The 25,354-nt window shown below is 72.8% G+C and carries 20 protein-coding genes; 12 read left to right on the forward strand and 8 right to left on the reverse strand.

Annotated elements, in window-relative coordinates:
- Nucleotides 1-39 precede the first annotated feature (39 nt).
- From NUM_RS13555 to NUM_RS13570, 4 genes are all read left to right on the forward strand, one after another.
- Nucleotides 40-3,585 carry an alpha-N-acetylglucosaminidase TIM-barrel domain-containing protein gene (locus tag NUM_RS13555; protein WP_207125181.1) on the forward strand — a complete coding sequence of 1,182 codons (3,546 nt, stop codon included), beginning with the start codon at nt 40-42 and terminating at the stop codon, nt 3,583-3,585.
- 173 nt (nt 3,586-3,758) lie between these two features.
- Nucleotides 3,759-4,628 carry a GntR family transcriptional regulator gene (locus tag NUM_RS13560; RefSeq protein ID WP_207125182.1) on the forward strand — a complete coding sequence of 290 codons (870 nt, stop codon included), beginning with the start codon at nt 3,759-3,761 and terminating at the stop codon, nt 4,626-4,628.
- Nucleotides 4,625-6,274 carry an MFS transporter gene (locus tag NUM_RS13565; RefSeq protein ID WP_207125183.1) on the forward strand — a complete coding sequence of 550 codons (1,650 nt, stop codon included), beginning with the start codon at nt 4,625-4,627 and terminating at the stop codon, nt 6,272-6,274. The genes NUM_RS13560 and NUM_RS13565 overlap by 4 nt, the downstream gene beginning before the upstream one ends.
- A 148-nt stretch (nt 6,275-6,422) precedes the next feature.
- Entirely contained in the window at nt 6,423-7,328 is a 906-nt protein-coding gene (locus tag NUM_RS13570) for a hypothetical protein (RefSeq protein WP_207125184.1), read from the forward strand.
- Between the two features lie 219 nt (nt 7,329-7,547).
- On the opposite strand, the gene NUM_RS13575 is transcribed toward NUM_RS13570, so the two are convergent.
- Both NUM_RS13575 and NUM_RS13580 read right to left on the reverse strand, forming a co-directional pair.
- The gene (locus tag NUM_RS13575) at nt 7,548-7,976 is read right to left on the reverse strand and encodes a hypothetical protein (RefSeq protein ID WP_207125185.1); all 429 of its coding nucleotides are present in this window, start codon (nt 7,974-7,976) and stop codon (nt 7,548-7,550) included.
- Entirely contained in the window at nt 7,973-8,383 is a 411-nt protein-coding gene (locus NUM_RS13580) for a roadblock/LC7 domain-containing protein (RefSeq protein WP_207125186.1), read from the reverse strand. The genes NUM_RS13575 and NUM_RS13580 overlap by 4 nt, the downstream gene beginning before the upstream one ends.
- Nucleotides 8,384-8,593: 210 nt before the next feature.
- Between NUM_RS13580 and NUM_RS13585 the strand changes: the two genes are divergently transcribed.
- From NUM_RS13585 to NUM_RS13595, 3 genes are all read left to right on the forward strand, one after another.
- Nucleotides 8,594-9,478, forward strand: a complete 885-nt coding sequence (locus NUM_RS13585; protein WP_207125187.1) for a sensor domain-containing diguanylate cyclase — start codon at nt 8,594-8,596, stop codon at nt 9,476-9,478.
- Nucleotides 9,479-9,703: 225 nt separating this feature from the next.
- A complete protein-coding gene (locus NUM_RS13590) occupies nt 9,704-10,933 on the forward strand; it encodes an MSCRAMM family protein (RefSeq protein ID WP_207125188.1) in 1,230 nt (409 codons plus the stop codon).
- On the forward strand, nt 10,930-11,754 hold the full coding sequence (locus NUM_RS13595) for a YceI family protein (RefSeq protein ID WP_207125189.1): 825 nt from the start codon (nt 10,930-10,932) through the stop codon (nt 11,752-11,754). The genes NUM_RS13590 and NUM_RS13595 overlap by 4 nt, the downstream gene beginning before the upstream one ends.
- Before the next feature lies 1 nt (nt 11,755).
- Here NUM_RS13595 and NUM_RS13600 read toward each other — a convergent pair whose 3' ends face one another.
- On the reverse strand, nt 11,756-12,577 hold the full coding sequence (locus tag NUM_RS13600; protein WP_207125190.1) for a helix-turn-helix transcriptional regulator: 822 nt from the start codon (nt 12,575-12,577) through the stop codon (nt 11,756-11,758).
- Between the two features lie 106 nt (nt 12,578-12,683).
- Between NUM_RS13600 and NUM_RS13605 the strand changes: the two genes are divergently transcribed.
- Nucleotides 12,684-13,502 (forward strand): phytanoyl-CoA dioxygenase family protein, encoded by an 819-nt coding sequence (locus NUM_RS13605; protein WP_207125191.1) that lies wholly within the window; start codon nt 12,684-12,686, stop codon nt 13,500-13,502.
- Between the two features lie 71 nt (nt 13,503-13,573).
- Here NUM_RS13605 and NUM_RS13610 read toward each other — a convergent pair whose 3' ends face one another.
- From NUM_RS13610 to NUM_RS13620, 3 genes are all read right to left on the reverse strand, one after another.
- A complete protein-coding gene (locus NUM_RS13610; protein WP_207125192.1) occupies nt 13,574-15,556 on the reverse strand; it encodes a hypothetical protein in 1,983 nt (660 codons plus the stop codon).
- Between the two features lie 426 nt (nt 15,557-15,982).
- Nucleotides 15,983-16,462 (reverse strand): hypothetical protein, encoded by a 480-nt coding sequence (locus NUM_RS13615; RefSeq protein WP_207125193.1) that lies wholly within the window; start codon nt 16,460-16,462, stop codon nt 15,983-15,985.
- Complete coding sequence (locus NUM_RS13620; protein WP_207125194.1) at nt 16,462-17,655, reverse strand: helix-turn-helix domain-containing protein; 1,194 nt, start codon at nt 17,653-17,655, stop codon at nt 16,462-16,464. Before NUM_RS13620 ends, NUM_RS13615 begins: the two co-directional genes overlap by 1 nt.
- A gap of 628 nt (nt 17,656-18,283) precedes the next feature.
- On the opposite strand from NUM_RS13620, the gene NUM_RS37665 reads away from it, so the two are divergent.
- The 4 genes from NUM_RS37665 to tgmC all read left to right on the forward strand — a co-directional run bounded on the left by NUM_RS37665 (nt 18,284) and on the right by tgmC (nt 20,957).
- Nucleotides 18,284-18,412: a hypothetical protein gene (locus tag NUM_RS37665; RefSeq protein WP_263975124.1), complete on the forward strand. Its 129-nt coding sequence runs from the start codon at nt 18,284-18,286 to the stop codon at nt 18,410-18,412.
- A 76-nt stretch (nt 18,413-18,488) separates the two neighbouring features.
- Nucleotides 18,489-18,812 carry a putative ATP-grasp-modified RiPP gene (gene tgmA / locus NUM_RS13625; RefSeq protein ID WP_207125195.1) on the forward strand — a complete coding sequence of 108 codons (324 nt, stop codon included), beginning with the start codon at nt 18,489-18,491 and terminating at the stop codon, nt 18,810-18,812.
- Nucleotides 18,813-18,814: 2 nt separating this feature from the next.
- A complete protein-coding gene (gene tgmB, locus NUM_RS13630) occupies nt 18,815-19,801 on the forward strand; it encodes an ATP-grasp ribosomal peptide maturase (protein ID WP_207125196.1) in 987 nt (328 codons plus the stop codon).
- Nucleotides 19,794-20,957 carry an ATP-grasp peptide maturase system methyltransferase gene (gene tgmC / locus NUM_RS13635; protein ID WP_207125197.1) on the forward strand — a complete coding sequence of 388 codons (1,164 nt, stop codon included), beginning with the start codon at nt 19,794-19,796 and terminating at the stop codon, nt 20,955-20,957. Before tgmB ends, tgmC begins: the two co-directional genes overlap by 8 nt.
- 34 nt (nt 20,958-20,991) lie before the next feature.
- Here tgmC and treY read toward each other — a convergent pair whose 3' ends face one another.
- Nucleotides 20,992-23,232, reverse strand: coding sequence for a malto-oligosyltrehalose synthase (treY, locus tag NUM_RS13640; protein ID WP_207125198.1), 2,241 nt, complete (start codon nt 23,230-23,232; stop codon nt 20,992-20,994).
- Nucleotides 23,232-25,349: a glycogen debranching protein GlgX gene (glgX, locus tag NUM_RS13645; RefSeq protein ID WP_207125199.1), complete on the reverse strand. Its 2,118-nt coding sequence runs from the start codon at nt 25,347-25,349 to the stop codon at nt 23,232-23,234. The genes treY and glgX overlap by 1 nt, the downstream gene beginning before the upstream one ends.
- Nucleotides 25,350-25,354: the final 5 nt, after the last annotated feature.

Raw genomic sequence — 25,354 nt, forward strand, 5'->3', positions numbered from 1 at the left:
AGGTACGCCCCGCTGCGTCTCGGCCCCCAGCAGAACGAGGTGAGCACCTTGCCGCCCGTCCCCTCCCCGCACCGACGTCCCGACCGACCGCCACTCGCCCGCCGCATCGGCCGCGCCCTGCTCGCCGCCGTCGCGGTACTGGCAGTGATCGCTACGGCCGCGCCCGCGCAGGCCGCGCCGGCGCCGACACACCACCCGCGCGGCGCATTCGACACCTCGCCGGCCGCCGCCGCGGTCCGGCGGCTGATCGGCGCCAAGGCGAGCCAGGTGACGCTGCGCGCGGTGGACCGCGGCACCGCGAAGGACACCTTCGGCATCGACGCGCAGCACGGCCGGCTGGTGATCTCCGGTACCAGCCCGGCGGTGCTGCTGACCGGGTTCGGCTGGTACCTCAAGTACGTCGCGCACGTGGACGTGTCGCTGGAGGGCGACAGCCTGGCCGCGCTGCCGCGCCGGTTGCCGCTGCCGGGTGAGCCGATCACGCACACCTCGTCGGTGACGCACCGGTTCGCACTCAACGACACCAACGAGGGGTACGCCGGGCCGTACCTGTCCTGGAACGAGTGGCAGCACCGGATCGATGTGCTGGCCCTGCGCGGGATCAACGAGGTGCTGCTGTACGAGGGCTCCGAGTCGGTCTACCAGCAGACGTTCGAGCAGTTCGGCTACTCGGCGAACGAGATGCGCAACTGGATCCCGCAGCCGGGGCACCAGTCCTGGTGGCTGCTGCAGAACCTGTCCGGGGTCGGTGACCCGATCTCGCAGCACCTGATCGACCAGCGCGCCAAGCTGGGCCGCCGGATCGCCGACCGGTTGCGGTCGCTCGGCATGACGCCGGTACTGCCGGGCTACTTCGGCACCGTGCCGGACGGGTTCGCCGACCGCAACGCCGGCGCGAAGACGGTGCCCCAGGGCACCTGGAACAGCCTGCCGCGGCCGGACTGGCTGGACCCGACGAACGAGTGGTTCGGCAAGGTGGCGAAGGCGTTCTACACCGCGCAGACCAGGCTGCTCGGGCCGTCCACGATGTACAAGATGGACCTGCTGCACGAGGGCGGCAAGGCCGGCGACGTGGACGTGCCGGCGGCGTCGAAGGCGGTACAGCAGGCGCTGAACGCCGCGCATCCGGACGCGCTGTGGGGCATCCTCGGCTGGGAGTCCAACCCGCTGCCGGCCACCCTGCAGTCGATCGACCGGTCGAAGATGGTGGTCCTGGACGGGATCTCGGACCAGCCCAGCGTCACCGACCGGGACAAGGACTTCTTCGGCACCCCGTACGCGTTCGGGACGATCTGGAACTTCGGCGGGCACACGAACCTGGGCGCCCAGCTGACCACCTGGAACGAGAAGTTCTACCAGTGGCAGGACAAGCCGGGCAGCGCGCAGGACGGCATCGCGCTGATGCCGGAGGCGATCGACAACAACCCGGCCGCGGTCGAGTTCTTCACCGAACTGCCGTGGCGCAGCGGCCCGGTCGATCTGCACGACTGGTTCGCCCAGTACGCCACCGCCCGGTACGGCGGGTCCGACCCGCACGCCGCCGCGGCGTGGCGCACCCTGGCCGACACCGTCTACAGCTGGCCGGCCACCGTGGACAGCCGGCACCCGACGGCGCTGTTCGACAACCAGCCCAGCCTGTCCACCTCGTCCTCGCCGCTGCCGTACGACACCGCGGCGTTCGACACGGTGCTGACCGACCTGCTCGCGGTGCCCGCGTCGCTGCGCACCACCAGCGCGTACCGCTACGACCTGGTCGACGTGGCGCGCCAGGTGCTCGCCAACCACAGCCGGACCGCGCTGCCGCGCATCCTGGCCGCGTACCGGTCCGGTGACAAGGCGGAGTTCGACCGGCTGTCCGGCCGGTTCGAGGACCAGATCGCGTTGATGGACCGGCTGCTCGGCAGCGACGAGCACTTCCTGTTCGGCAGCTGGCAGCAGGGCGCGGAGCGGCCCGCGGCCGGGCCGGCCGAGCGGGCGGCGCTGCGCTACGACGTGCGGTCGCTGGTCACCCTGTGGGCCACCGGAACCACGCTGCAGGACTACGCCCGGCGGGAGTTCAACGGGCTGGTCGGCGACTACTACGGGCTGCGCTGGAAGACCTACTTCGACAGCCTGGACACGGCGCTGTCGACCGGAAAGCCGCCGGTACCGGTCGACTGGACCACCGTCGCGCAGGACTGGGCGCACGCCGACACCGAGTACCCGACCCGGCCGCACGGCGACGCGTACCAGCTGGCGAGCGAGGTGGCGGCGAGCCCGGACGGCACGCTGAGCCTGGGCAGCACGCACAACGCGGCGAAGCCCGGCGGTACGGTCTCGGTCACCGCCACGTTCACCAACCTGAACATGTTGCAGGGCACCGGAAAGCTCGCACTGGAACTGTCCACACCGGACGGTTACGCGGCGACGGCGAGCACGCCGAGCGACGCCGACGACGTGGCCGCCGGCGGTACCTTCGAGGCGACCTGGTCGGTGACGCTGCCGGCCGGTGCGACCGCCGGCGACATCGGCGACCTCGCCGCCACCGCGCAGTGGGGTACCGACGGGCACGCCAGCGCCGGCACCAGCGTGCTGGTCGCAGGGGAGGTGTCCGACGACTGGAAGACCGTCGACACCACCGACGCGTCGTACGCGCAGTCCGGTGACACGATCGCGATCGCCGGCGGCGGCGAGGACATCAACTCGACCGCCACCGAGTTCGCCTCGGTGTACCGGCCGGGTGCGCTGACCGACGGCACCGCCGCCACGACGACGGTGACCCGCCTCGACGCGCAGGCGCCGTACGCCCGGGCCGGGCTGATCGCGAGCAGCGACCTGACCAAGCCCGGTACCGGGTTCGCCGCGGTCGCGGTGACCCCGCAGCAGGGCTGCCTGTTCAACTGGGACCCGGACGGCGACGGGCTGCTGAACAAGGTGTCCGAGGTCGGCGGGTTCGGTGCCAGCGTGCAGGTGCGGCTCGGCCGGCACGGCGACACGTTCGTCGGCGAGTGCTCGTCCGACGGTACACACTGGACGGTCATCGGATCGGCGGAGCTTCCCGGCGCGACCGACGCCGAGGACGTCGGGATGTTCTTCACCGCGGTCGACCGGCACACCGGTACGGCCGGGCTGGGCGTGTTCGACGCCATGTCCACCGGCACGTTCACGATGCCGCGGGACGGCAGCGGCGACCCGCAGTGCAGCGTCGGCAAGCCGGTCACCGCGTTCAACGAGGAGAAGGGCCATCCGGCCACCGCGGCGAACGACGGCAGCCGGGCGAACTCCCCGTACTGGGGTGGTCCGCTGGAGGCCGACGGCACCTGGTGGCAGGTCGACCTCGGCGCGGCGACCGACGTGTCCCGGATCAACGTGCGCAACTACGTCGGCGGTGGCCGGTACTACACCTACCGGGTGGTCGCCAGCGAGGACGGTACGCACTGGTTCACCGTCGGCGGCCGGATGACCACCGCCGCGGCGACCGACGCCGGGGACACGTTCGACACCATCGGCACCGCCCGGTACGTCCGGATCATCGGGCTGAGCAACACCGCCAACGCGACCTTCCACCTCACCGAGGTCACCGTGTACGGCATCCCCGCCTCCTGACGCCATCACCGCCGGTTGTCGTAGGGGCGACCGGCAGGCTCCGCCACCCGCCGCTGCCACGGCGGGTGGCGGAGCGCCGGCGTACCCGGCCGAACCCGCTGGTCAGACGTTTGTGCAGGTCAGCAGCGGTGGCGTAACTCGGCCGAAACAGCCCGCGCGCTAGCGTCGATGGCATGCCGCAGCCAGCCGACCCACCGGACGCCGGCCCGCCCGAGCACTCCGGCCCGCCCGACCCGGCCGTGCCCGGTCTCGCCCGGCCGGCCAGCGCCGGGCTCCCCGGGAGTGGCGACCGGTCGGGCCAGGACGGCGCCGACGGCGGGCCGTCTCGCACCGAACGGCCGGCGGGGGAGCGGCGGGCGGACCGGGCCCGCCGGGTCGCCGACGTGCTGCGCCAGCAGATCCTGGCCGGCGGGTACGACGGCGCCCGGCTGCCGGACGAGGCCGCGCTGGCGCGGGACTTCACCGCGTCGCGCAACACGGTGCGGGACGCGCTCGCGCTGCTCGCCGCCGAGGGGCTCGTGCAGCGCCGCCGCGGCATCGGTACGGTCGTCGTCGGTCACCGGCACCCGCACCCGCTGGACCGGCTCACCGGGCTGGCCGAGACGCTCGGCGCCGCGGGCGAGGTACGCAACGAGGTCCGGGTCGCCGAGGTGGTCACCGCGCCGGCCGCGGTCGCCGCCCGGCTCGGCCGTACCGTGGTGCACCTGGAGCGGGTCCGGCACCTGGCCGGCAGCCCGCTGTCGCTCGACAACAGCTACCTCGCCGTCGACGTCGGCAGGCGGTTGCTCGGCGCCGATCTCGCCGGTCGCGACGTGTTCGGGCTGATCGAGGAGGCCACCGGGCAGCCGCTCGGCGCCGCCGATGTCACCGTCGCGCCGGCGGTGGCGGACGCGAACACCGCCGCGCTGCTGGCGGTACCGACCGGGGCGCCACTGTTCGCGATCGAACGGCTCAGCCGGCTCGCCGACGGCCGCCCGGTCGACCTGGAGTACCTGCGGGTCCGCGGCGACCGGATGACCCTGTCCGCCACCCTGCACCGATGACCCGCGACACCCCGTCCGGCGACACCCCGTCCGGCGATGCCCCGATCGGTGGCACCCGGTCCAGTGACGCCGCGGCCGGTGCGGCCCGGCCGGCCGCGAACCGATCCGCCGACCGTGCCTGCGGCGCCTCGTCGGGCGGCGACCCGGTCCGCGGTGGCGCTGCCCTGACGGTGGCGATGGGCTTGTGCGTGGCGCTGGTGGTCGGCATGGTCTCGGCGCTGAACCTGGGCATCCCGTTGCTGTCGGCGAGCGACCTGCGCCCCTCCGCGGAGGCGGTGGTGTGGGTCGTCGACGGGTACGTGGCGGTCTTCGCGTGCCTGCTGATCCCGGCCGGCGCGCTGGCGGACCGGTTGGGCCGCAAGGGAACCCTGCTCGCCGGGATGAGCGTGTTCGGGCTCGGCGCCGCGCTCTGCGCGCTGGCACCGACCACCGGCGTACTGATCGCCGGCCGGATGCTGTCCGGTCTCGGCGCCGCCGCGGTACTGCCGAGCACCCTCGCGCTGCTGCTCGCGCCGGTCCCGGCCGCGGGAGGTTCGAGGCGGGCCCTGGACGGGCACCGCCGCAGCCGGCGGATCGCGGCCTGGTCGTCGATGACCGGCCTGGCCGCGGTGCTCGGCAACGTCGGCGGCGGCGCCGCGCTGCAGACCGGGTCCTGGCGGGTGTTGTTCGCCGCCGCGGTACCGCTGACCGGCGCCGCGGTGGTCGTCGCCGCGCTGGCCGCCCCGCGGGTACCGCGGCACGCTGGCCGGCCCGATCCGGTGGGCGCCGGGCTGCTGACCGCCGGTGTGCTGGCGCTGCTGTTCGCGGTGATCGCCGCACCCCGGTACGGCTGGCTCGCCGCGCCGGTCGTCGCGGCCGCGGCGCTGGCGGTACTGCTGCTCGCGGGCTGGGTGTGGCACGGCAGCCGGGCCCGGTCACCGCTGCTGGACCCGCGCATCCTCGCCGCGCCGGCGGTCCGCGCCGGGGCGCTCGGCATGGCCCTGACCTTCGTCGGCATGTTCGCGGTGATGTACCTCAACGGCCAGTTCCTGCAGTACGTCCGGGGCTTCTCGGTACTGGGGTCCGGGCTGCGGCTGCTGCCGATGGCGGCGGCGCTGTACCTGGCGCCGCGGGCCGGCGTCGCGCTCACCCGCCGGTACGGGCGGCGGGCCGGGGTCGGCGCCGGCCTGCTGGTGCTCGTCGCCGGCCTCGCCGTGGTCGGCAACCTGGACGCGCACACCGGCTACCCCGGCTACGTGCTCGGCGTGGTCCTGGTCGCGGCCGGGTGCGGGCTGGCCGGGCCGGTGCTGTCCGAGGTGATGGTGACCGCGTTGCCGGCGTCCGCCGCCGGTACCGGATCGGGGCTGCAGAGCCTGACCCGGGAGCTCGGCAGTGCGATCGGCGTCGCGGTCGCCGGCAGCCTGATCACCGCCGGGTTCGACGCCCGGTTGCCGCCGGCGGCCGGCGATCCGAGCACGGTACCGGCCGCGCTCGCGGTCACCGGCGTCGACCGGGGCGCCGTGCTCGACGCGTTCACCGGTGCGGCCGGTACCGCGCTGCGCATCGTCGCCGTCGCGATCGCGGTGCTGGGCGTGCTCGTGGTGTGGTGGCTGCCGGGTGGCCGTGCCGGTCAGAATGCCCACACCGCCCCGGACGGCAGTGGGTAGTTGTGCCGTACGACGCTGGCCGCCGTTCGCCGAAACTGGGGCTCCCGACGTCCGACGAAGGAGGACGGCCCGTGAGCGAGCGTCAGCGAGTGAACCATGGGTATCGCGTGTCGTGCCTCATCGGGCTGCCGACGGAGGAGGAAGGCCGATGAGTTCCGGCGGTTTCAGCATCAACCCGACCGCGGTGCGGGCGCTCACCTCCGACGTGTCCGGCCTGACCGGCCGGATGGGCGAGGTGATCAGCGGCCTGGAGACGGCGGTCCTGGACGGGCTGTCGTTCGCCGCGCTGGGCAGCCCGGTCGCCGCCGCGAACGCCACCCTGCAGAGCCAGCTGGTGGCGTCGCTGCGCAGCGCGATGCAGCTGTTCGAGAAGATCAACGGGCACGTGCAGCAGTCCAGCGACGACTACGCGAGCACCGACACCGCGGTCGCCGACGGGTACGGCGGCCAGCAGGGCGGTGGCGGTACGACCGCGGGCGGGCCCACCGATGCGCTCGACCCGGCCGTGGTGCGCAGCATCATGGACTCCGAGGGTGCGTCCGGCGAGCAGGGCGGTGTCCGCGAGCTGTACGGGTTCCGGCAGAGCGAGCACAACGGCTACGACCAGATCCTGGCCGCCCGCAACCGGTACGGCCAGGGCAGCCCGCAGGAGGTCGCGGTGGTCAGCGGCCTGCTGTCCGACCACGCCCGCGCGGCCGGCGCGCTCAACTTCTCCGACCCCGGGGTACAGGCGGCGATCGTGTCCGGCGCGCACATGCGCGGCGAGGGTGGTGTGCAGGCGATCCTCAACTCGATGGCGGGCGACCCGATCCACCGCAGCGGGACGCTGTCGCAGCACACCATCCAGACCATCCAGCAGATGACGCCGGAGCAGTTCCAGCAGTCGTACCACGACGCCCGGATCGACTACGACCGGGCGATCTACGGCAACACCACCACGCATCAGGGCGGGGTCACCGACAACTGGTGGCACCGGTACGGCCACGGGCTGACCGAGCGGTACGACCGGGAGCAGCAGGAGTTCCTCGGCCTCTCCCACGGCAACGGCCAGTAGCCGGCGCCCCTCGAACTGAGGCGTCGCCCGCCTGCCCGCGCAGTGCGGGCGGCGCCTCGCTCCACCGGAGGCCCCGGCCGGGCCTCCCACCAGCCGGCGCCGGGGTGCGCCGCCGAGACCGCACCCCGGCGCCGTTCTGCGCCGCTGAGACGGCGCCCAGCGCCGTTCTGTGCCGCTGAGACGGCGCCCGGCGCCGTTCTGTGCCCCGTTCGCCGTGGCTCAGTCCAGCGGTCGGTCGAGTCGCAGCCGCAGCAGGTCGGCGAGCGGCAGCGTCTCCCCGTCCCGGGCGCCCTCGCCGACGGTCAGCGGCGGCGGGGTCGGCGCGACCCGCGCCCCGCGCACCCGGGCGAGTGCCGAGTCCGGTACGGACAGGATGTAGAACTCGCCGTCGGTGCCGACGGCGATCGACCGGTCGGGCTTCAGGTACCAGCCGCGCAGCCCGGTGCGGTACCGGTGCCGGCCGCCGTACCCGCGCGCCGTGAGCGGCACCGGTGCGACGCCGCGCTCCGTCACGTCCCGGACGAACCGGGCGACCAGCTCGCCGGCCCGCCGCTGTTCCGCCTCCCGTACCTTGCGCTGGGCGTCCACGTGCACCTCGGCCGCGTGCGCACTCGCCTGCCGCCGCGCCGCCCGCTCCCGCTCGCTCACGACCCCTCCCGCAGGGTGTCGTCGCGGTGGCCGGGGTTGAGGACAGGCCCAACGCGGTCGACCAGGCGGGTCATCTCGTAGCCGATCCGGCCGACGTCGCAGTCCGGGGGTGCGAGGACGGCGAGGCAGGCGCCGTCGCCGATACTCATCAGGAACAGCAGCCCGACCGACATCTCGACGACGGTCTGCACCACTCGGCCGCCGCCGAGCAGTTCCGCGCCGCCGGCCGCGAGCGAGGTGGTACCGGCGGCGATGGCGGCGAGCTGCTCGCCGGCCTCGGTGGGCAGCCGGCCGGACGAGGCGAGCAGCAGGCCGTCGGCGGAGACCGCGATGGCGTGTGCGGCGCCGGCGTCGCGCGCGAACTGCGCGAGCAGCCAGCCCATCGTGCCGTCCGGTCGCGCCGTCATCGTCCCAGTCTCGCCCATCGGGGGCCCTGACGGCGGCCCGGAACAGGTGGCGATTCGGCGCCGATTCGAGTTGAACTTCTGCGCTGCAAATTGCAGGCGAGGTTGCTGGTTAATCCACTGAAGAAGAAAGGTTGATGATCTTCACCTTCGCCTGAACATCTCCTACACTTTGTCCCGGTAGTCATCGAACCACCCGTTGGGCGGTTGAGCATGTCCCTGCTGGTTCCCGGCGAGAGTTCCGAGAGCGGGCCGACACCCGAGGCGTCGGCTCGGTTGTTCGACGCCCTGGTGGAGTCGTCCCCGCATCCGATCGCGGTCTACGCGCTGGACACCGGTGTGATCGACTACGTCAACCTCGGCATGGTCGGACTGACCGGTCTGTCTCGTGCCAGCCTGGTCGGCGCGCGGCTGCGCGACCTGCTCACCGAGGTCCAGCCGAGCCCCGGCTACGCCGACGGCCGCCTCAACGGGCAGTACGGCCTCGCCCTGCCGACCGGTCGCACCCGCATCATCGAGGCCCGCACCGAGCTGATCGCCGCCGCCGGCGGCAGCTGCGGCCACCTGATCGCCTGGGACGTCACCGAGCAGGCCGGTGAGCAGCGCAAGCTCGCCTACCAGGCCACCCACGACGCGCTGACCGGGCTGTTCAACGAGGCGCACGCGGTGGCCTACCTGTCCAGCGCGCTGCGCCACCTGCGGGCCGACCACGACCACAGCATCGCGGTGATCTACCTCGACCTGAACGGCTTCAAGCGGATCAACGACTCGTACGGGCACCAGGTCGGCGACGAGATCCTCGCCGCCGCGGCCCGCCGGCTCGCCTCGGTGACCCGCGCCGGCGACCTGGCCGCCCGGCTGCACGGCGACGAGTTCCTGGTGGTCTGCAAGGTGAACAACACCATCCACGCCGCGCACATCGTGGACCGGATCCGCGCCGTGCTGCGCGAGCCGTACCCGGTGGCCGGTGGCGCGCTGCACGCTCCGGCCAGCATCGGCGTGGCGGTGGCGATCGACCCGGCGGTGCGCGCCGACGCGCTGGTGCGCTGCGCGGACCAGCGGATGTACAGCGACAAGCGGCTGGTCCGGATCGCCTGACGCCCCCTGTTGGGCGGATCGTGTTCGCGTCCTTCCGCTCGGTACATCGTTGTCCTCCAAGTGCGGGCGGGGTGCGCATCGCGCCGGACGATGAGGCAGGATGTTCCTACGTTCGCCAGAGTCCCGGCATTTTCCGAAGTGTCGGGCATCGGGGGATGAGGTCCGGCTGCCGGCCTCGCGGCGAGCACCGGTCCGCAACGACGTGGATGGTGAGCCGTGCACACGATGGCCGTGCACTTGACGACCGGCTGGCCGCTGTTGGCTGCCGCCGCCGCGCTGGCGGTGATCGTCGTCCTGGTCGTGTTGGTTCTGCTCGCGGTTCGGCGTGCCCGCCGAACCGCGGCGGCGCCCCCCGATCCGGCGACCGCGGCGCGCCCGCCGGCCGAGGCGGACCCGGCGGCCCGCACCGCCGAGGGTCGGTCGCCGGGTGACCCACTGCGACCCGCCCAGTCGCCAGGCGAGGCGTCGAGCCGGCCGCTGGGCTCCGTCGGGGCGCAGCCGGCACCGGACCGCGTCGCGATCGGGGGCACCGTCACCGCGGACGGCCCGTCGATCGGCGGCGCCGCGCCGGCCGGGAACGAACCGGTACCGGCGGCCGAGCGGCGCTGGTCGGAGATCGACATGCGGGAGCTCGCCGCCGCGTCCCGGCAGCTGGCCCGGCCGGTACTGCGGGGCGTGGTGACCGGTGGCTCCGGGGAACCGCTCGCCGACGCCGTCCTGACCGTCATCAACGTGGCGGGCGGGCAGGCGGGCAACGCCCGGACCGGTGCCGACGGCGGCTACCAGCTCACCATGCCGGCCGAGGGCGGGTACGTGGTGATCGCGCGCGGCCTCAACCACGAGCCGCACGCCGCCACCGTCGAGGTGCACGGCGTGCTGACCACCTGCGACATCCGGTTGGCCTCGTCGGCCGGGCTGACCGGTACGGTCGCCGACCCGGACGGCTCGCCGGTGGCCGGTGCCACGGTGATCCTCACCAACACGGCCGGCGCGGTGGTGTCCGCGCTGCGCAGCAACGCGCACGGCGGCTACGGCGTGACCGACCTGACCCCCGGGCTGTACACGGTGACCGCGACGGCGCCGGAGCGCGAACCGATGGCGCTCCTGGTCGACGTGCCGCCGACGGGAATCGCCCGGCAGGACGTCACCTTCGCGCCGCGCACGCTGACGCTCGCCGGGACCACCCGGCACTCCGACGGCCGGCCGCTGGCCGACATCCGGGTGTCGGTCGTGGACAGTTCCGGTACCGAGGTGGCGACGACCTACTCCGACGCGTCCGGCCGGTACCGGTTCACCGGGCTGCGGCCGGGTCACTACACCGTCGCCGCGTCCGGCTATCCGCTGGTCAGCACGCCGCTGGACGCCATCGGGCGGGTCGAGGACCACGACATCAGACTGGGGTACGCCGCTTCGCCGGCGACCGCCGCCACCGTCGACGAGGAGTACGCGCAATGACCGGCCAGGCCCTGACGGTACGGATCGAGTCCGGCGACGGGTGGCCGGTGGCCGGCGCGATCTTCACGCTCACCGACCTGTCCGGCCAGCAGGCCGGGATCGCGGTGGCCGACGAGGACGGTGGCGCCCGGCTCGACCCGCCGCCGCCCGGGCCGTACACGGCGATCTTCACCGCGCCGGGGTTCAGCCCGTCCGCGACGGCCGTGGTGGTACCGGACGGGCGGCCGGCCGAACTCGGTACGGTGCGGCTGGACCGGATCGCCACCGAGACGACGCTGCCCGAGCCCGGCGTCTGGACCATCGACCCGATGCACACCACCGTCGGCGTCACCGTGCAGCACGCCGGTATCTCGTCGGTGCGCGGCCGGTTCACCGAGTTCGCCGGGTCGCTGATGATCGGCTCGCCGACCGAGTCGTCCACCGTCACCGCCACCATCCAGGCCGAGTCGGTGGACACCGCGAACAAGATGCGGGACGACCACCTGCGCTCGCCGGACTTCCTGAACGTCGCCGAGCATCCGACCATCACCTACCGCGGGGTCGGGATGACGCCGGCCGGCCCGGACCGGTGGACGGTGCGGGGCGACCTGACGCTGTGCGGTCAGACCCGGCCGGTGCCGCTGGACCTGCGGTACCTCGGGGTGGACACCGACCCGTTCGGGGTGGTGCGGGCGGGGTTCAGCGCCAGCGCGCAGCTGCGCCGGCAGGACTTCCGGATCCGGTTCGCGCAGACGCTCGCCACCGGCATCGCGATGGTCGGCAGCACCGTCCGGGTCACCCTCGACGTGGAGGCCGTCCAGGGCGACACCCTGCCGTACTGAGTCAGCGACCGTTGCGCGAGTGGCTCGGCGGTTCGCCGGTGACCTGCTTGTACTGCCGGGCGAAGTACGCCGGGTCGGGGTAGCCGAGCGCGTGCGCGATGCGGGCGGCGGACATCGTGGTCCGGGTCAGCAGCTCGTGTGCCCGGTCGATCCGGGCCCGGATCAGGTACCGGGTGGGCGACAGCCCGGTGCGCGCGGCGAACCGGCGGGTGAACTGCGCCCGGGACAGCCTGGTGCGGGCGGCGAGTTCGGGCACCGTCCAGCGGCGACCGGGATCGTGCCGCAGGTCGCCGGCGATCTCGTCGAGCACCGCGTCGACCGGGTCCGGCGCCGGCCGGCCGGCATCCGTCCACAGTAGACAGAGCAGCTGTTCCAGGCAGAGCAGCACGGTGCGGGCGGCGTACCGGCCGGGCTGCCGGTGTGCCGCCTCGGCCCGGCGGGCCAGCGCCACCACCAGCGCGCGGTCGTGGGTGACGGATCCGTTGTGCGGCGGGACGATCCGGGGCGGGGGCAGCCGCGCGCCGGCCGCGTCGTACGCGTCGAAGTGGATGCCGAACACCAGCAGCCGGCGGCGCGGGTCGTGCCGGGCCCGGGGCGCGTCGCCGGGCCCGAACACCGCGCAGCTGCCGGCCGTCAGCGCGATCGCGCGGTCACCCCACCGCAACGTACCGACGCCGTCCAGCACGCACCACAGCAGGTACTCCGGGAGTGGCCGCGCGTCCCACGACCAGTCGGCCTCGCAGCGCCAGTACGTCGGGGGCGACACGGCGCGCAGCACCGGCGGCGGCCAGTCGAGCAGTGCGGACTCGGGTGGCGTCGGCATCGTCGCGTGCGTCAAAAGTGCAACCCTCCGCGCGGATCATCCATGGCACCTGCCCCGCTACGGCGGTCATTCTAGGCGGTACGGACCGAGCGCCGGGAGGATCACGATGAGCGAATCGTTCAGCAGGGACGGGTACCTGGTCGCGCGCGGGCTGTTCGCCCCGGACGAGGCGGCCCAGCTGCGCGAGCACGTCATGTCGGTACGGCGCCGGCACCGCGACGAGCACGACCTGGTCGGCGTGGACGCGGGCGCACGGGACCCGCTCCGGCGGTACCCGCGGATGGCGCAGCTGCACCGGTGGGACGACACCACCCTGCGTTGGCTGCTCGACCGGCGGCTGCGCGACGCGCTGGTCGGCCTGCTCGGCACCGAGCCGTACGCGGTGCAGTCCATGGTGTACTTCAAGCCCGCCGGGTCCCGCGGCCAGGCGCTGCACCAGGACAACTTCTACCTGCGGGCCGAGCCCGGTACCTGCATGGCCGCCTGGCTGGCGCTCGACGCCGCCGACGAGGACAACGGCTGCATGATGGTCGTGCCGGGCAGCCACCGGTGGCCGGTGCTGTGCACCGAGAAGGCCGACACCACGGTGAGCTTCACCGACGTGACGGTGCCGCTGGCCGGGCAACGCCCGGTGCCGGTGCCGATGCGACCCGGTGACGTGTTGTTCTTCAACGGGTCCCTGGTGCACGGCAGCCTCCCGAACACCAGCGCGGACCGCTTCCGCCGCGCCCTGATCGGCCACTACGTCTCGGGCGAGGCGGAGCGGGTGGCCCGCTACTACCACCCGGCGCTGCGGATGGACGGCACCCCGCTGGAGCTGGCGGTCGCCGCGGGCGGTGGTCCCTGCGGCGAGTGGGTCGCCGGCACGGACGGCCCCGAGATCGCCCTGACCGGCACCGAATCGGTCACCCGCAAGCACGAGTGACCACCGGCCGGCCCTGCGCCGAACGGCGTTCCCGGCAGGTTCCGACCGTGTGGGCCCGGCGGCCCGGTTGGTCAGGGGCCGGTGAACAGGGCGGCGGCGCGCCAGTCCTGGCCGTCCAGCAGCGGACCCGAGACCTGCACCCCGGCCGGTGCCGGCAACCCGCCGACGATCGGGTACCGGGTGAGCGTGCCGCCGGCGTCCACCGAGTACCAGTAGTCGCCGGCGGTGAACATGCCGCGCACCCCGGCGAAGGTGCCGGACAGCTGGTGCCGGTCCGCGCCGACGGCGCCGCTGTCCGGCGCGAACCACCGCCAGTACAGGGCGCTGGAGCCGGCGAGCGTGTAGTACAGCCGGCCGGCCCGGTAGGTGATCGAGGTGACCGAACCGAGCTCGGCGAAGAACGGCGACGGCGAGCCGCGGTAGGTCTGCCCGCTGCCGGTGGACACGGTGTCCCAGTACGGATCGTGGTACGGGTCGAGCACCTGCGGCGTGCCCGGCACCCCGCCGGTGAACGGGCGCCGGGCCAGCGTGCCGTCGTCGGCCAGCGTGTACAGGAAACCGCCGACCACGAACCCGCCGCGCAGGTGCTGCCACCCGCCGCCGGTGGCCGTGGTGCTCGTGGCGCCGACCCCGGTGTCCCCGTCGTACCCGCGCGCCGCCAGCGTGTCCGCGCCGCCCCGGCCGGCCAGGTACACGGTGCCGGGCAGGGTGGGTACCGCGGTGCCGACCGGGTCGGTGCCGCCGCGCACCGGCAGGCAGCCGATCCGCTCCCGGCGGTACTGGAAGTTGCCGAGGAAGTCGGTGTCGTAGCCGAGCCACAGGCAGTCGTCGGTGACGGCCATCGCGGAGATGCCCACCCCGCGCGGGTTGCGGCCCGGGTTCCAGGCGTACGGCAGGCCGCTGACCGGATCGAGCGCGGCGACGCTCGCCCGGCCGACCGCACCGGCGCCGGCCGAGTCGCGCCCCGCGGTGTTGTTCAGCCAGCGGAAGTGACCACCGACGTACACCGCGGTGCCGGTCACCGTGGTCGACAGGAACGTGTCGCCGCCGGAGTGGTCCACCCAGGTCGGTGTGACGTCGCCGCCGACCGTGTCGGTCTCCCACCGGCTCGCCGAGTCGCACAGCGCGGTACCGCCCGGGCCGCCGGTGGCCACGACCACGAAGTACGAGCCGTCCGGGGCCATCGCCACGTCCCGCACCCAGGAGTCGAACGCGCCGGCGTTGCAGGTCGCGCCGAACGCCGTGGTGGCGAACGTCGGATCGACGCCCGCCGCGTCGGACCCGAGGGTGAGCCGGACGATCTGGTCGTGCGCCACCCCGTCCGCGGTGCGGAAGTTGCCGATCACGATCATCGTGGCGCCGTCCGGCGTGATCGCCCACGCCTTCGTGCCGACCGCGCCGGTACCGAAGTTGTGGTGCCCGGACAGTTGCACGTCGAGGTAGTCGTCCAGCGCGCCGGTGCCGGCGTCCAGGCTCGCCAGCCCGGAGCGGGCCAGACCGCCGACGGTGTGGAAGGTACCGCCGAGCAGCAGCCGGCCGCGCTGCACCGCGAGCTCGGTGACGATCCCGTTGACGTACGGCGGGTCGAACGACCGCACCAGCGAACCGTCGGCGAGGTCGAGCAGCGCGACGCCCTTCTGCGCCACCCCGTCGACGCTGCCGAACCGGCCACCCACGTACACGGTGCCGGCAGGGCCGGGCGCGATCGCGTCCACCTCACCGGACAGTGCCGGTACGAACGTCGTGGACACCGCGCCGGTCGCCGCGTCGAACGCGAACAGGTACGGCCGGGACAGCTCGGTGTCGCTGCCCGCGTCGGCGACCTGGGTGAACGTACCGCCGGCGACGATCGTGTCGCCAATCCGCGCGATCGCCTGCACCGCACCGTCCGCGACGTTCGGGGTGCCGGCCCGCGGCCAGTCCCGCACCAGCTGCGGCGTGGTGGCCCCGGCCTGCGCCGGTCGCGTGGTCAGCGCGGCGCCGCCGGTGGTGAACACGATGGCGAGCGCGGCGGTCAGCAGTACCAGGGCACGGTGGGTTCGGCGGTGGGTCACGGCGGCTCCTGTGAGGGACAGGTCGTCTGCGTCGTATCGCAGTCGGTGCGCGGCTAACGACGTACCGTCGTCTCTAACGCCCGATGTCCCGATTGGTCGCGCCCCGTCCCTCGTCCGTGCATCTCCGGGCTGGCCTCCTGCGCCTCTGCGCTGCCAGGCAAATCGGCTCGTCCCAGTTCGAGGGGGTAGCGGTACGTTGCTCTACCGTGCCGCGCTGCCGTTGTCACCTTCGTGTTCGGGCTCATCCGTGATTACCACCGCGGGTCAGCTTCGCTCGCGGCTCGGAGCCAGTCGCCAGACCCGCCAGCAGCCGGTGCTTCGGTAGCGGCGGATGGTCCCGATCAGCGTGGTGGGCCGCCAGCCTTGCGGCTCATGCGCGATCAGTGGGTTCAGGGCGATGGCGGGCAGAGCGGGTTCGCGGGAAGCTCATCGGTCGCGGCTTGCGCCTTCAGGCCAGAACACGGTGACCGGTACAGCGTGCTCGCGGGCCAGTGCGACGACGTCGGCGGTGCCGCCGTAGCCGCGGGCGGGTTGGCCGTCCCAGACTGCCCACAGCTCGTCGATGCGGCCGAGCATGGTGGTGCTGGCGTCCATGTGGGACTGCTCGGTGGATTCGATGTGGTGCAGGCGATGTACCGAACCTGCGCGGGCGAGGAGTTCGTCGTAGCTGAGGCGGGCGTGCTCGGCGAGCCCGTCGCGGTAGCGGGCGGCGGGGACGATGACGGTGATGTGGCCGCCGGTGTCGAGGACTGCGCGGGCGAAGATCTGGTCGGCGCCGTCGGCGAGGCAGGTGACGCCGTGCACCGGTTCGTCGCGCGCGGCGAGCTGGCGCCGGATCCGGGCGTCGACTTCGGTGCCGACTGCGTCGGGCAGTGCCTGGTGACCGGTGATTCCGATCGTCCTCATCACAACCCTGTCGTGTAGGCGGCGGTGAGCCGCTGGTCAAGTTCACGTACCGGTGCCGCGGTGTTGCTGGCGAGCGTGCCGCGGAACCGCCGTACGGCCTGCAGGGTGCGCTCGGAGCCGAGCCGCGCGGCGGTGTCGAACGCGGTACAGCCCAGCGCGCACGCCTCGTCCAGTTGGCCGATCGAGGCGAGGACGCTGGCTTGCTCGACGGCGGCCAGCGCTTCCTGCTTCGGGCTGCGGGAGATCGCGGACGCGACCCGGTACGCCGACATCGCGGTGCGGGCCAGTCCGAGGCGCGCCGCCGCGGTCGCCCGGTACGTAGCGATCTTGGGTGCGTCGAAGCGCATCAGCCAGGGCCACACCGGCGCCGCGTCGGGCGTGGCCTCGATGCGTTGTTCGGCGCGCGCCAGCAGCCGCATGCCGTCGCGGTCGCCCAGGTACGCCATCGCGACACCTTCCAGCACGTCCAGCCAGGCGCGCGCGATGGGCGGCGCCAATCGGGGCAGCCGTGCCGCGGCGTCGCGGATCAGCGTCAGGCCCGGCTTCGGGTCACCGGCACTGACGGCGTACTGGCCCAGCGATGCCTGCATGTAGATCGGCAACAGCGGGTGCCCCGACTGCCGCGCGGCGGTCACGGCGAGTCGGTAGTAGCGTCGTGCCGGTTCGGCCTCGTCCAGGTCTGCGTGCAGCCATGCGGCGAGCCCGGCGGTTTCTGCCACCACCGCGTGCAGGGACCGTTCGTTGCCACCGGCCCGGTCGGCGAGCTGCCGTGTCAGTGTCAGGTGTGCGCTGACCGGACGGGTGAGCATGCGCGCCGGGGTGCGCTGCTCTACGCGCCGGTACACCGCCGCGGACAGCATCAGGGCGCGTTCGGCGTCGGCCGGTCCCGTGGTCGCTGGTACCGCGGTGGCTGCGGCGGCCACCCCGAGGCTGGTGGTCAGGAAGTGTCGGCGGTCCGTGGTGTCCTCCTGTGGGTTGGCCAGCCCGGCAAGCTGGCGCGGGATCTGCAGCCCGTCGCACAACGCCCGGATGGTGCGCAGACTCGGGTCTCGGGTCTGCCCGGAGGCGAGCCGGGAGATCTGCGGTTGGGACATCCCGACGCGGGCAGCGATCGCGGTCTGGCTCAGCCCGACCGTGGCGATCACCGTGGTCAGCACCGTCGCCCAGTCACCGGCCGCGAGTGCGGCCCGCATGTCGGGCCTGTGGTACAGATCGGCCGGCACGGCCGCCTGCGTCGAGGGCGTCGGTGTGCAGCCGGTGCACCGGCTGGCCTTGGAGCAACGACTCAACGGCCGGCCGCACACCGAGCAGCTCACCGACTCGACCATGCTGCTCTCCTTCTCCGCCCACGGCCTATACGCCCGTGCATACCGGTGTCGATCCATGCATCCGCGTGTGGATCGCGGCGAACACGGGATGGCACTCTCCGCATTGTGACCGATATGCACCGGTCACTCCAGGACGTGGACGTTGCGGGCAACCGACGCGGCGACCAAGCAGACCGGCCGGACCGTGGTCCGCGTACTCCCCGGTACCCGCGAGCGGACCGTGGCCCGGCCACCACGTGGGGCCGGCCGCCGCCGTACCCGGCGGCTGGCCCCACGGCCCAGCGGCTCGATGCACCCGATCAAGACCCCGCAACGGATCGGAGCCTGACGGTGGGACGGTTCAGCCACGCTGTGACCGCGGTCATCGCCGCAGCGCGATCGGCCTCGCCATCTGCGGCGTGCCTCTGGTGCCGTCGTGCCGACCGGTGTCGCGGCTGTGGCTGTTACCCGGTCGGCTCTGGGGACTGGACACGACCGAGGCCGAGGAGGCGCCGTGGCCGCGATGACCGGAATGATCCCGCGGCGCGGGGACGTGGTGCACATCCTGCAGGGGAGCCGGCTGTGCGCCGATCGGGAGATCCGCCGGTTCCGTGTCAGGCGGGCGGATCCGTTGCCGGGCTGATCTTCCGGCCCGGTAACCAGTGGTGAGAGAAGGCTCTACCTCTCCTGTGCTCGCACCGACCTGTTTGGAGGACGACATGTACCCGACCGACGCGATCGATCCTCTGTCGACCGCACCCGACCAGTTCTCGCTCGGCCGACCTACCGCGCTGCCGCACGGGGACACCGCTGTCTCGTCGGCGCCTCGGCCGTTCGGTGCGACGCTCGCCGTCGAGCCGAACGAGGTCGAGGCGATCGATCTGGAGGCGTTGAGCTACGACACCGAGCGGCAGATCGCCCTGATACGCGACGGGAGCCAGGTGGTACCGCTCGCACGGCACACCGACGGCCGGACCAGCACCTCGACGGCGAGCCGCGACGGGACGCCGCAGGACGGCGACTCGGACGTGCGGGAAGACTGAGCATGCGGCCTCCCGGGACGGTTCTGGTGCTCACCCAGTGGTTCGACCCGACCGCCGATCTGGTGGTCGACGAGCTGAACCGGCGCGGCGTGCCGGTGTTTCGCTGCGACCCGGGGGACCTGCCGCAGCTGTTGACGTTCGTCGCGGCGTTGGGTGATGGCTGGGCCGGCAGCCTTCGCCTCGACACCGGCCGCACCCTGGATCTGGCCGAGGTGGGCTGCGCCTACTATCGGCGGCCGGCTGGGTTTCGGTATCCGGCTGGGCTCACCGACGCCGATCAGCGGTGGGCGAGCCGGGAGAGCCTGCGCGGGCTCGGCGGGGTGCTGCAACTGATCCCACGATGGCTCAACCATCCGGCTGCGATCGGCCGCGCAGAGTACAAGCCGATCCAGCTCGACGTTGCGCGCCGGGTCGGTCTGGACGTGCCGCGCACGATGATCACCAACGATGCCGGCCGGGCAGCGACGTTCGCCGCCGGGCTGGGCGGGGAGATGGTGTGCAAGTCGCTGTCGAGCAGCATCGTCCGCGACGCCGATGGGCAGGCGCCTCGCATCCTGTACAGCACACTGGTCTCTGTCGACCAGCTCGATCCGGTCGGGATCCGGCTGGCGGCCCACCTGTTCCAGGAACAGGTGCCGAAGTCGTACGAGCTTCGCATCACCTACGTCGACGGGCGCCTTTTCACCGCTCGGATCGACGTGGATAGCGACGCGGGCCGTACCGACTGGCGTGCCGACTACGGCTGCCTCTCCTACAGCGTGGCCGACCTGCCTGAACCGGTCGCTGCCGCGATCGGTCGGCTCATGCACGAACTGGGTTTACGGTTCGGGGCGCTGGACCTGGTCGTCACCCCCGACGACCGGTACGTGTTCTTGGAGGTGAACCCCAACGGACAGTGGGGGTGGATCGAGGACGCCACCGGCCTACCCATCGCCGCGGCTATCGCGGATGCTCTGACCATCGCGCAGGAACGAGGACACGATGACTGACCCGGCCACCGCACACGCTCGCATGGTCGACCGGCTCGTCGCCGCTGGCGAGTTGCGTACCGAGCCGTGGATCCGCGCCTTCCGCGCAGTGCCCAGACACCTGTTCCTGCCGCGGTTCTTCTGGCCCACCCCGACCGGTGACTGGGCTGCGGTCGAGGCCCACGACCCGGAATGGCTCGACCGCGTGTACGAGGTGGCCAGCATCGTCACCCAGCTCGACAACGATCGGGACGCCTGGTCGGAGGCGCGCGGAGCTCCGCGACCGGGGACGCCGACCTCGTCGAGTTCCGATCCCGGCCTGATGGCCACCATGCTCGAAGCGCTCGACATCCGCGACGGGCACCGCGTGCTGGAGATCGGTACCGGTACCGGCTACAACGCCGCGCTGCTGGCCGAACGGCTGGCCGATGACCTGGTGACCAGCGTCGAGGTCGACCCGGCGCTCGCCGAGCAGGCTCGTCGCACCGTCCACGCGGTCGGGCGCGCACCGACGATCGTCACCGGTGACGGCCGGGCCGGTGTGCCCGACCGGGCGCCGTACGACCGGGTCATCGCCACCGCCGGCGTCCCCACCGTCCCGACCGCCTGGATCCGGCAGACCCGGCCCGGCGGTCGGATCCTGCTCAACCTGTACGCCGAGCTCGGCGGTGGCGCGCTCGCGCTGCTCACCGTCGACGGAGACGCTGCGCAGGGGAAGTTCCTGCCGCAGTACGGCGCGTTCATGCCCACCCGCGATGTTCAGCCCAGCCGCACCACGCAGGAACGGTTCACCTGCGCCTTGCGCGATCCCGCCGGCGAACGGAGACACGCCGAGCTGTCCGCCGACGCACTCGACGATCTCGACTTCGCCATGCTCGCCGCGCTGCTGGTACCTGGAACCGGGTGGATCACCTTCACCCCCAACGGCGAGCCCCCGCAGCTCTGGCTGCTCGCCGACGGCTCCTGGGCGATGATCGACACCGATGGGATCACCGAGCAACGCGGGCCTCGACACCTCGCGGACGAACTGTCTGCCGCATACGCGCTCTGGCGTGAACTCGGCAGCCCCAGCAGAGACCGCTTCGGCATCACCATCACCGGCGAACATCAGCAGCTCTGGCTCGACAGCCCGGTACGACGCCTGGATCGACATCCTGGGCAGCGCCACACGGCGTGAGTAACCGGTCGATCCCACGTCGGAAAAGCGAGGCTCAGCGTGTCAGGAGTGCGACGGGGTAGGTGTCGAGGAGTTCGGCGAGTTTGACGGTGCCGGCGAACGTACGGCCGGTGAGCACGTCGGTGTGGTCGCCGGACGGCAGGTCGAAGACGGTGTCCTGCCAGCCGCCGCGGTCGGCGAGCCCGACCGGCAGCCGGGTGACGGCGACGGTGACCCCGCCCCGCTCGTACGCCACCGCGTGCTCGGCCGCCGACCCCCGCACCGCGACCGGCTCGTACCGGGAGAACGCGTCGGGGCGGTCCCGGCGCAGCCGCAGCGCGCGGGAGGTGACCAGCAGCTTGGCGGCGCCGGTGGCGTCGACGGGCGGACGCCAGCCGTCGTCGAGCCGGGCGAGCAGCTGCCGGCGTACCGCGAAGTCGACGGGACGCCGGTTGTCCGGATCGACCAGCGAGTTGTCCCACAGCTCGCAGCCCTGGTACACGTCGGGTACGCCGGGCATGGTCAGCTGCACGAGCTTCTGGCCGAGCGAGTTGCTCCAGCCGTACGGGGTGATCCGGTCGGCGAACCGGGCCAGCGTGTCGTGCAGCCACGGATCGTCGTGGATCCGGTCGATCACGGCGGCCAGCGCCGCCTCGAAGTCGGCGTCCGGGTCGCGCCAGCTGGTCGCGGTGTTGGCCTCGCGGGCGGACTTGAGCAGTGCCGCCTGCAGCCGCTCCCGCTCGATCGGCCAGGCGCCCACCGCGGTCTGCCACAGCAGCCGGGCGACCGCGTCGTCGGCCAGCGGTACCGCCTCCATCAGCCGGCGGGAGAGATCCAGCCACTCGTCCGGGATCTCGGCCAGCACCGCGAGGCGGGCCCGCACGTCCTCGCTGCGCTTGGTGTCGTGGGTGGACAGGGTGGTCATCGAGGCCGGCTGGTCGGCCTGCCGGGACCGGCAGCCGGTGTGGAACTCGGCGACGGTGCGGGGCACCTCGTCGGGCGTGCCGCCGACCTCGTCGCCGACCAGGAACCCGGTGTACCGGTAGTCGGCGGTGTCCTCGACGCCCTTGGCGACCACGGCGCCGGTCAGCTGCTGGAACCGGGCGGCGAGCTCGTCGGTCGGGTCGGACAGCCGGGGCAGCAGCGCGGCGAGCGCGCCGGACAGTTCGGGCCGGCGCAGCCCGGCGGCGGTGGCCGCGGCGGTCAGCTGCTCGACCCCGGCCGGCAGGTACGAGCGGTAGACGCCGAAGTTCGCCGCGATCTCGGCGAGCGCGTCCCGGGCCGTCGGCGCGTCCAGCTCGGGTGTCAGCCGGACCAGCCGGGCCAGCTCGGCGCGCAGCAGTTCGGTGACCGCCTGCCGGCGGCCGGCGTACGCGAGGTCGTCGAACGGTTCGTCCACCGCGGTGAGCGCCGCGGCGCCGCGCGGGTCGACGAACAGCCCTGTCACCTCGCCGAGCGCGTCGTACCCGGTGGTGCCGGCGACCGGCCAGTGCGGCAGCCGTTCACCGGCGGTGAGGATCTTCTCGACGATCAGCCAGGCGTCCGGCGCCGAGCGGGCGAGCCAGTGCAGGTACCCGCCGGGGTCGCGCAGCCCGTCCGGATGGTCGACCCGGATCCCGTCGAGCTCGCCCGCGCGGTACCAGCGGAGGATCTCGGCGTGTGTCGCGTCGCGCACGGCGGGGTCCTCGACCCGCAGCGCGGCGAGTTCGGTGACCGCGAAGAACCGGCGGTAGGTGAGCAGCTCGTCGTCGCGCCAGGACACCAGCCGGTAGTGCTGCCGGGCGTGCACGGCGGCCGCGTCGCCGCCCCCGGTGCCGGGGGCGATCGGGAACCGGTGCTCGTGGTAGCGCAGCTCGTCGTCCACGATGGACAGTGCCGGGTCGGGCTCGGCACCGAGGACCGGCAGCACGATCTTCCCGGCGGACCAGTCGACGTCGAACCAGTCGGCGTGCTCGGCGTCCCGGCCGAGCCGCAGCAGGTCCCACCAGGCCGCGTTGACCTCCGGCCGGGCCACCCCCATGTGGTTCGGCACGATGTCGAGTACCAGGCCGAGCCCGTTGCGCCGCAACGAATCCAGCAGCCGCAGCCGGCCGTCCTCGCCGCCCAGTTCCGGGTTGGCCCGGGAGTGGTCGACCACGTCGTACCCGTGCGCCGAGCCGGGCGTGGCCGTCAGCTGCGGCGCCGAGTACAGGTGGGTGACGCCGAGCGCGGCGAGGTAGTCGGCGATGCCGGCGGTGGCGTCGAAGTCGAAGTCGGGCCGCACCTGCACCCGGTAGGTGGCGCGCGGGGTGGCCATCAGACGGCCCGGATCAGCACGATCAGCGACCGGGCCTCGACCCGTACCTTGCCGCCGGACTCCGCGACCTGGTCCTCGTCCCAGCCGTCCCCGGTCGGCTCGGCGGTGTCCAGCAGCACCCGCCACTTCTCGCCGTACTCGCCGGCCGGGGTGGTGAACGTGACCGGCTCCCAGTACGAGTTGAAGCACAGGATGAACGAGTCGTCGGTGATCTGCTCGCCGCGCGGGCCGCGTTCCCGGATGCCGTCGCCGTTGAGGAACAGCGCGACCGCGCGCCCCAGCCCGGTCTCCCAGTCGTCCTCGGTCATCTCCCGCGCCTCGGTGGTGAACCACTCGACGTCGGGTACCGGCGACTCGGCGGTGCGGCGCAGCGGCCGGCCGTCGAAGAACCGGCGGCGGCGGAAGATCGGATGCTCGGCCCGCAGCGCGGCGAGCCGGGCGGTGAACTCGATCAGCGGCCGGTCGGCCGACTCCCAGTCCATCCAGGACAGTGGCGAGTCCTGGCAGTACGCGTTGTTGTTGCCGCGCTGGGTGCGGCCCAGCTCGTCGCCGTGGCACAGCATCGGGGTGCCCTGCGACAGCATCAGGGTGGCGAGGAAGTTGCGGCGCTGCCGGGCCCGCAGCGCGAGCACCGTCTCGTCGTCGGTGTCGCCCTCCACACCGCAGTTCCAGGACCGGTTGTGGCTCTCGCCGTCCCGGTTGTCCTCGCCGTTGGCCTCGTTGTGCTTGTTGTTGTACGACACCAGGTCGTGCAGGGTGAACCCGTCGTGGCAGGTGACGAAGTTGATGGAGGCGACCGGCCGGCGCCCGTCGTCCTGGTAGAGGTCCGACGAGCCGGAGATGCGCGAGGCGAACTCGCCGAGGGTGCCCGGCTCGCCGCGCCAGAAGTCGCGCACGGTGTCCCGGTAGCGTCCGTTCCACTCCGTCCACAGTGGAGGGAAGTTGCCCACCTGGTAGCCGCCCGGCCCGACGTCCCACGGTTCGGCGATCAGCTTGACCTGGCTGACCACCGGGTCCTGCTGCACGACCTCGAAGAAGGTGGACAGCCGGTCCACGTCGTAGAACTCCCGGGCCAGCGTCGCGGCCAGGTCGAACCGGAACCCGTCCACGTGCATCTCGGTCACCCAGTACCGCAACGAGTCCATGATCAGTTGCAGCGGCTGCGGGTTGCGCACGTTGAGGCTGTTGCCGGTACCGGTGTAGTCCATGTAGTACTCCGGCCTGTCGTCCAGCAGCCGGTAGTACGCCGGGTTGTCGATGCCGCGGAAGCACAGCGTCGGGCCCATGTGGTTGCCCTCCGCGGTGTGGTTGTACACCACGTCGAGGATCACCTCGATGCCGGCGATGTGCAGCTCGCGCACCATCGCCTTGAACTCGCTGACCTGCTGCCCCCGCGAGCCGCGCGAGGCGTACCCGTTGTGCGGGGCGAGGAAGCTGATCGTGTTGTAGCCCCAGTAGTTGCGCAGCCCGCGCCGCACCAGCGCGTCGTCGTGCACGAACTGGTGTACCGGCATCAGCTCGATCGCGGTGACGCCGAGCTTGCTCAGGTGCGAGACCACCGCCGGATGCCCCAGCCCCGCGTACGTGCCCCGCAGCTCCTCCGGTACCTCCGGGTGGCGCATGGTCATGCCGCGCACGTGCGCCTCGTAGATGACCGTCTCGTGGTAGGGCCGGCGCGGCGCCCGGTCGTCCGCCCAGTCGAAGTACGGGTTGACCACCACCGACTTGGGCATGTGCGCCGCGGAGTCGGCGTCCGAGCGCTTGCCCGGGTCGTCCAGCCGGTAGGCGAACAGCGACGCGTCCCAGTCGATCTCGCCCTCGACCGCCTTCGCGTACGGGTCGAGCAGCAGCTTGTTGGGATTGCAGCGCAGCCCGCGGCGCGGCTCGTACGGCCCGTGCACCCGGAACCCGTACCGCTGGCCGGGGGAGATGCCGGGCAGGTAGCCGTGCCAGACGAACCCGTCGCTCTCCGGCAGCTTCACCCGCTGCTCGGTGCCGGCGGAGTCGAACAGGCACACCTCGACCGCCTCGGCGACCTCGGAGAACAGCGCGAAGTTGGTGCCGACCCCGTCGTAGCTCGCGCCCAGCGGATAGGCGGTACCGGGCCAAACCTGCATCGCGT

This window comes from Actinocatenispora comari, assembly GCF_017312725.1.
GTDB lineage: Bacteria > Actinomycetota > Actinomycetes > Mycobacteriales > Micromonosporaceae > Actinocatenispora > Actinocatenispora comari.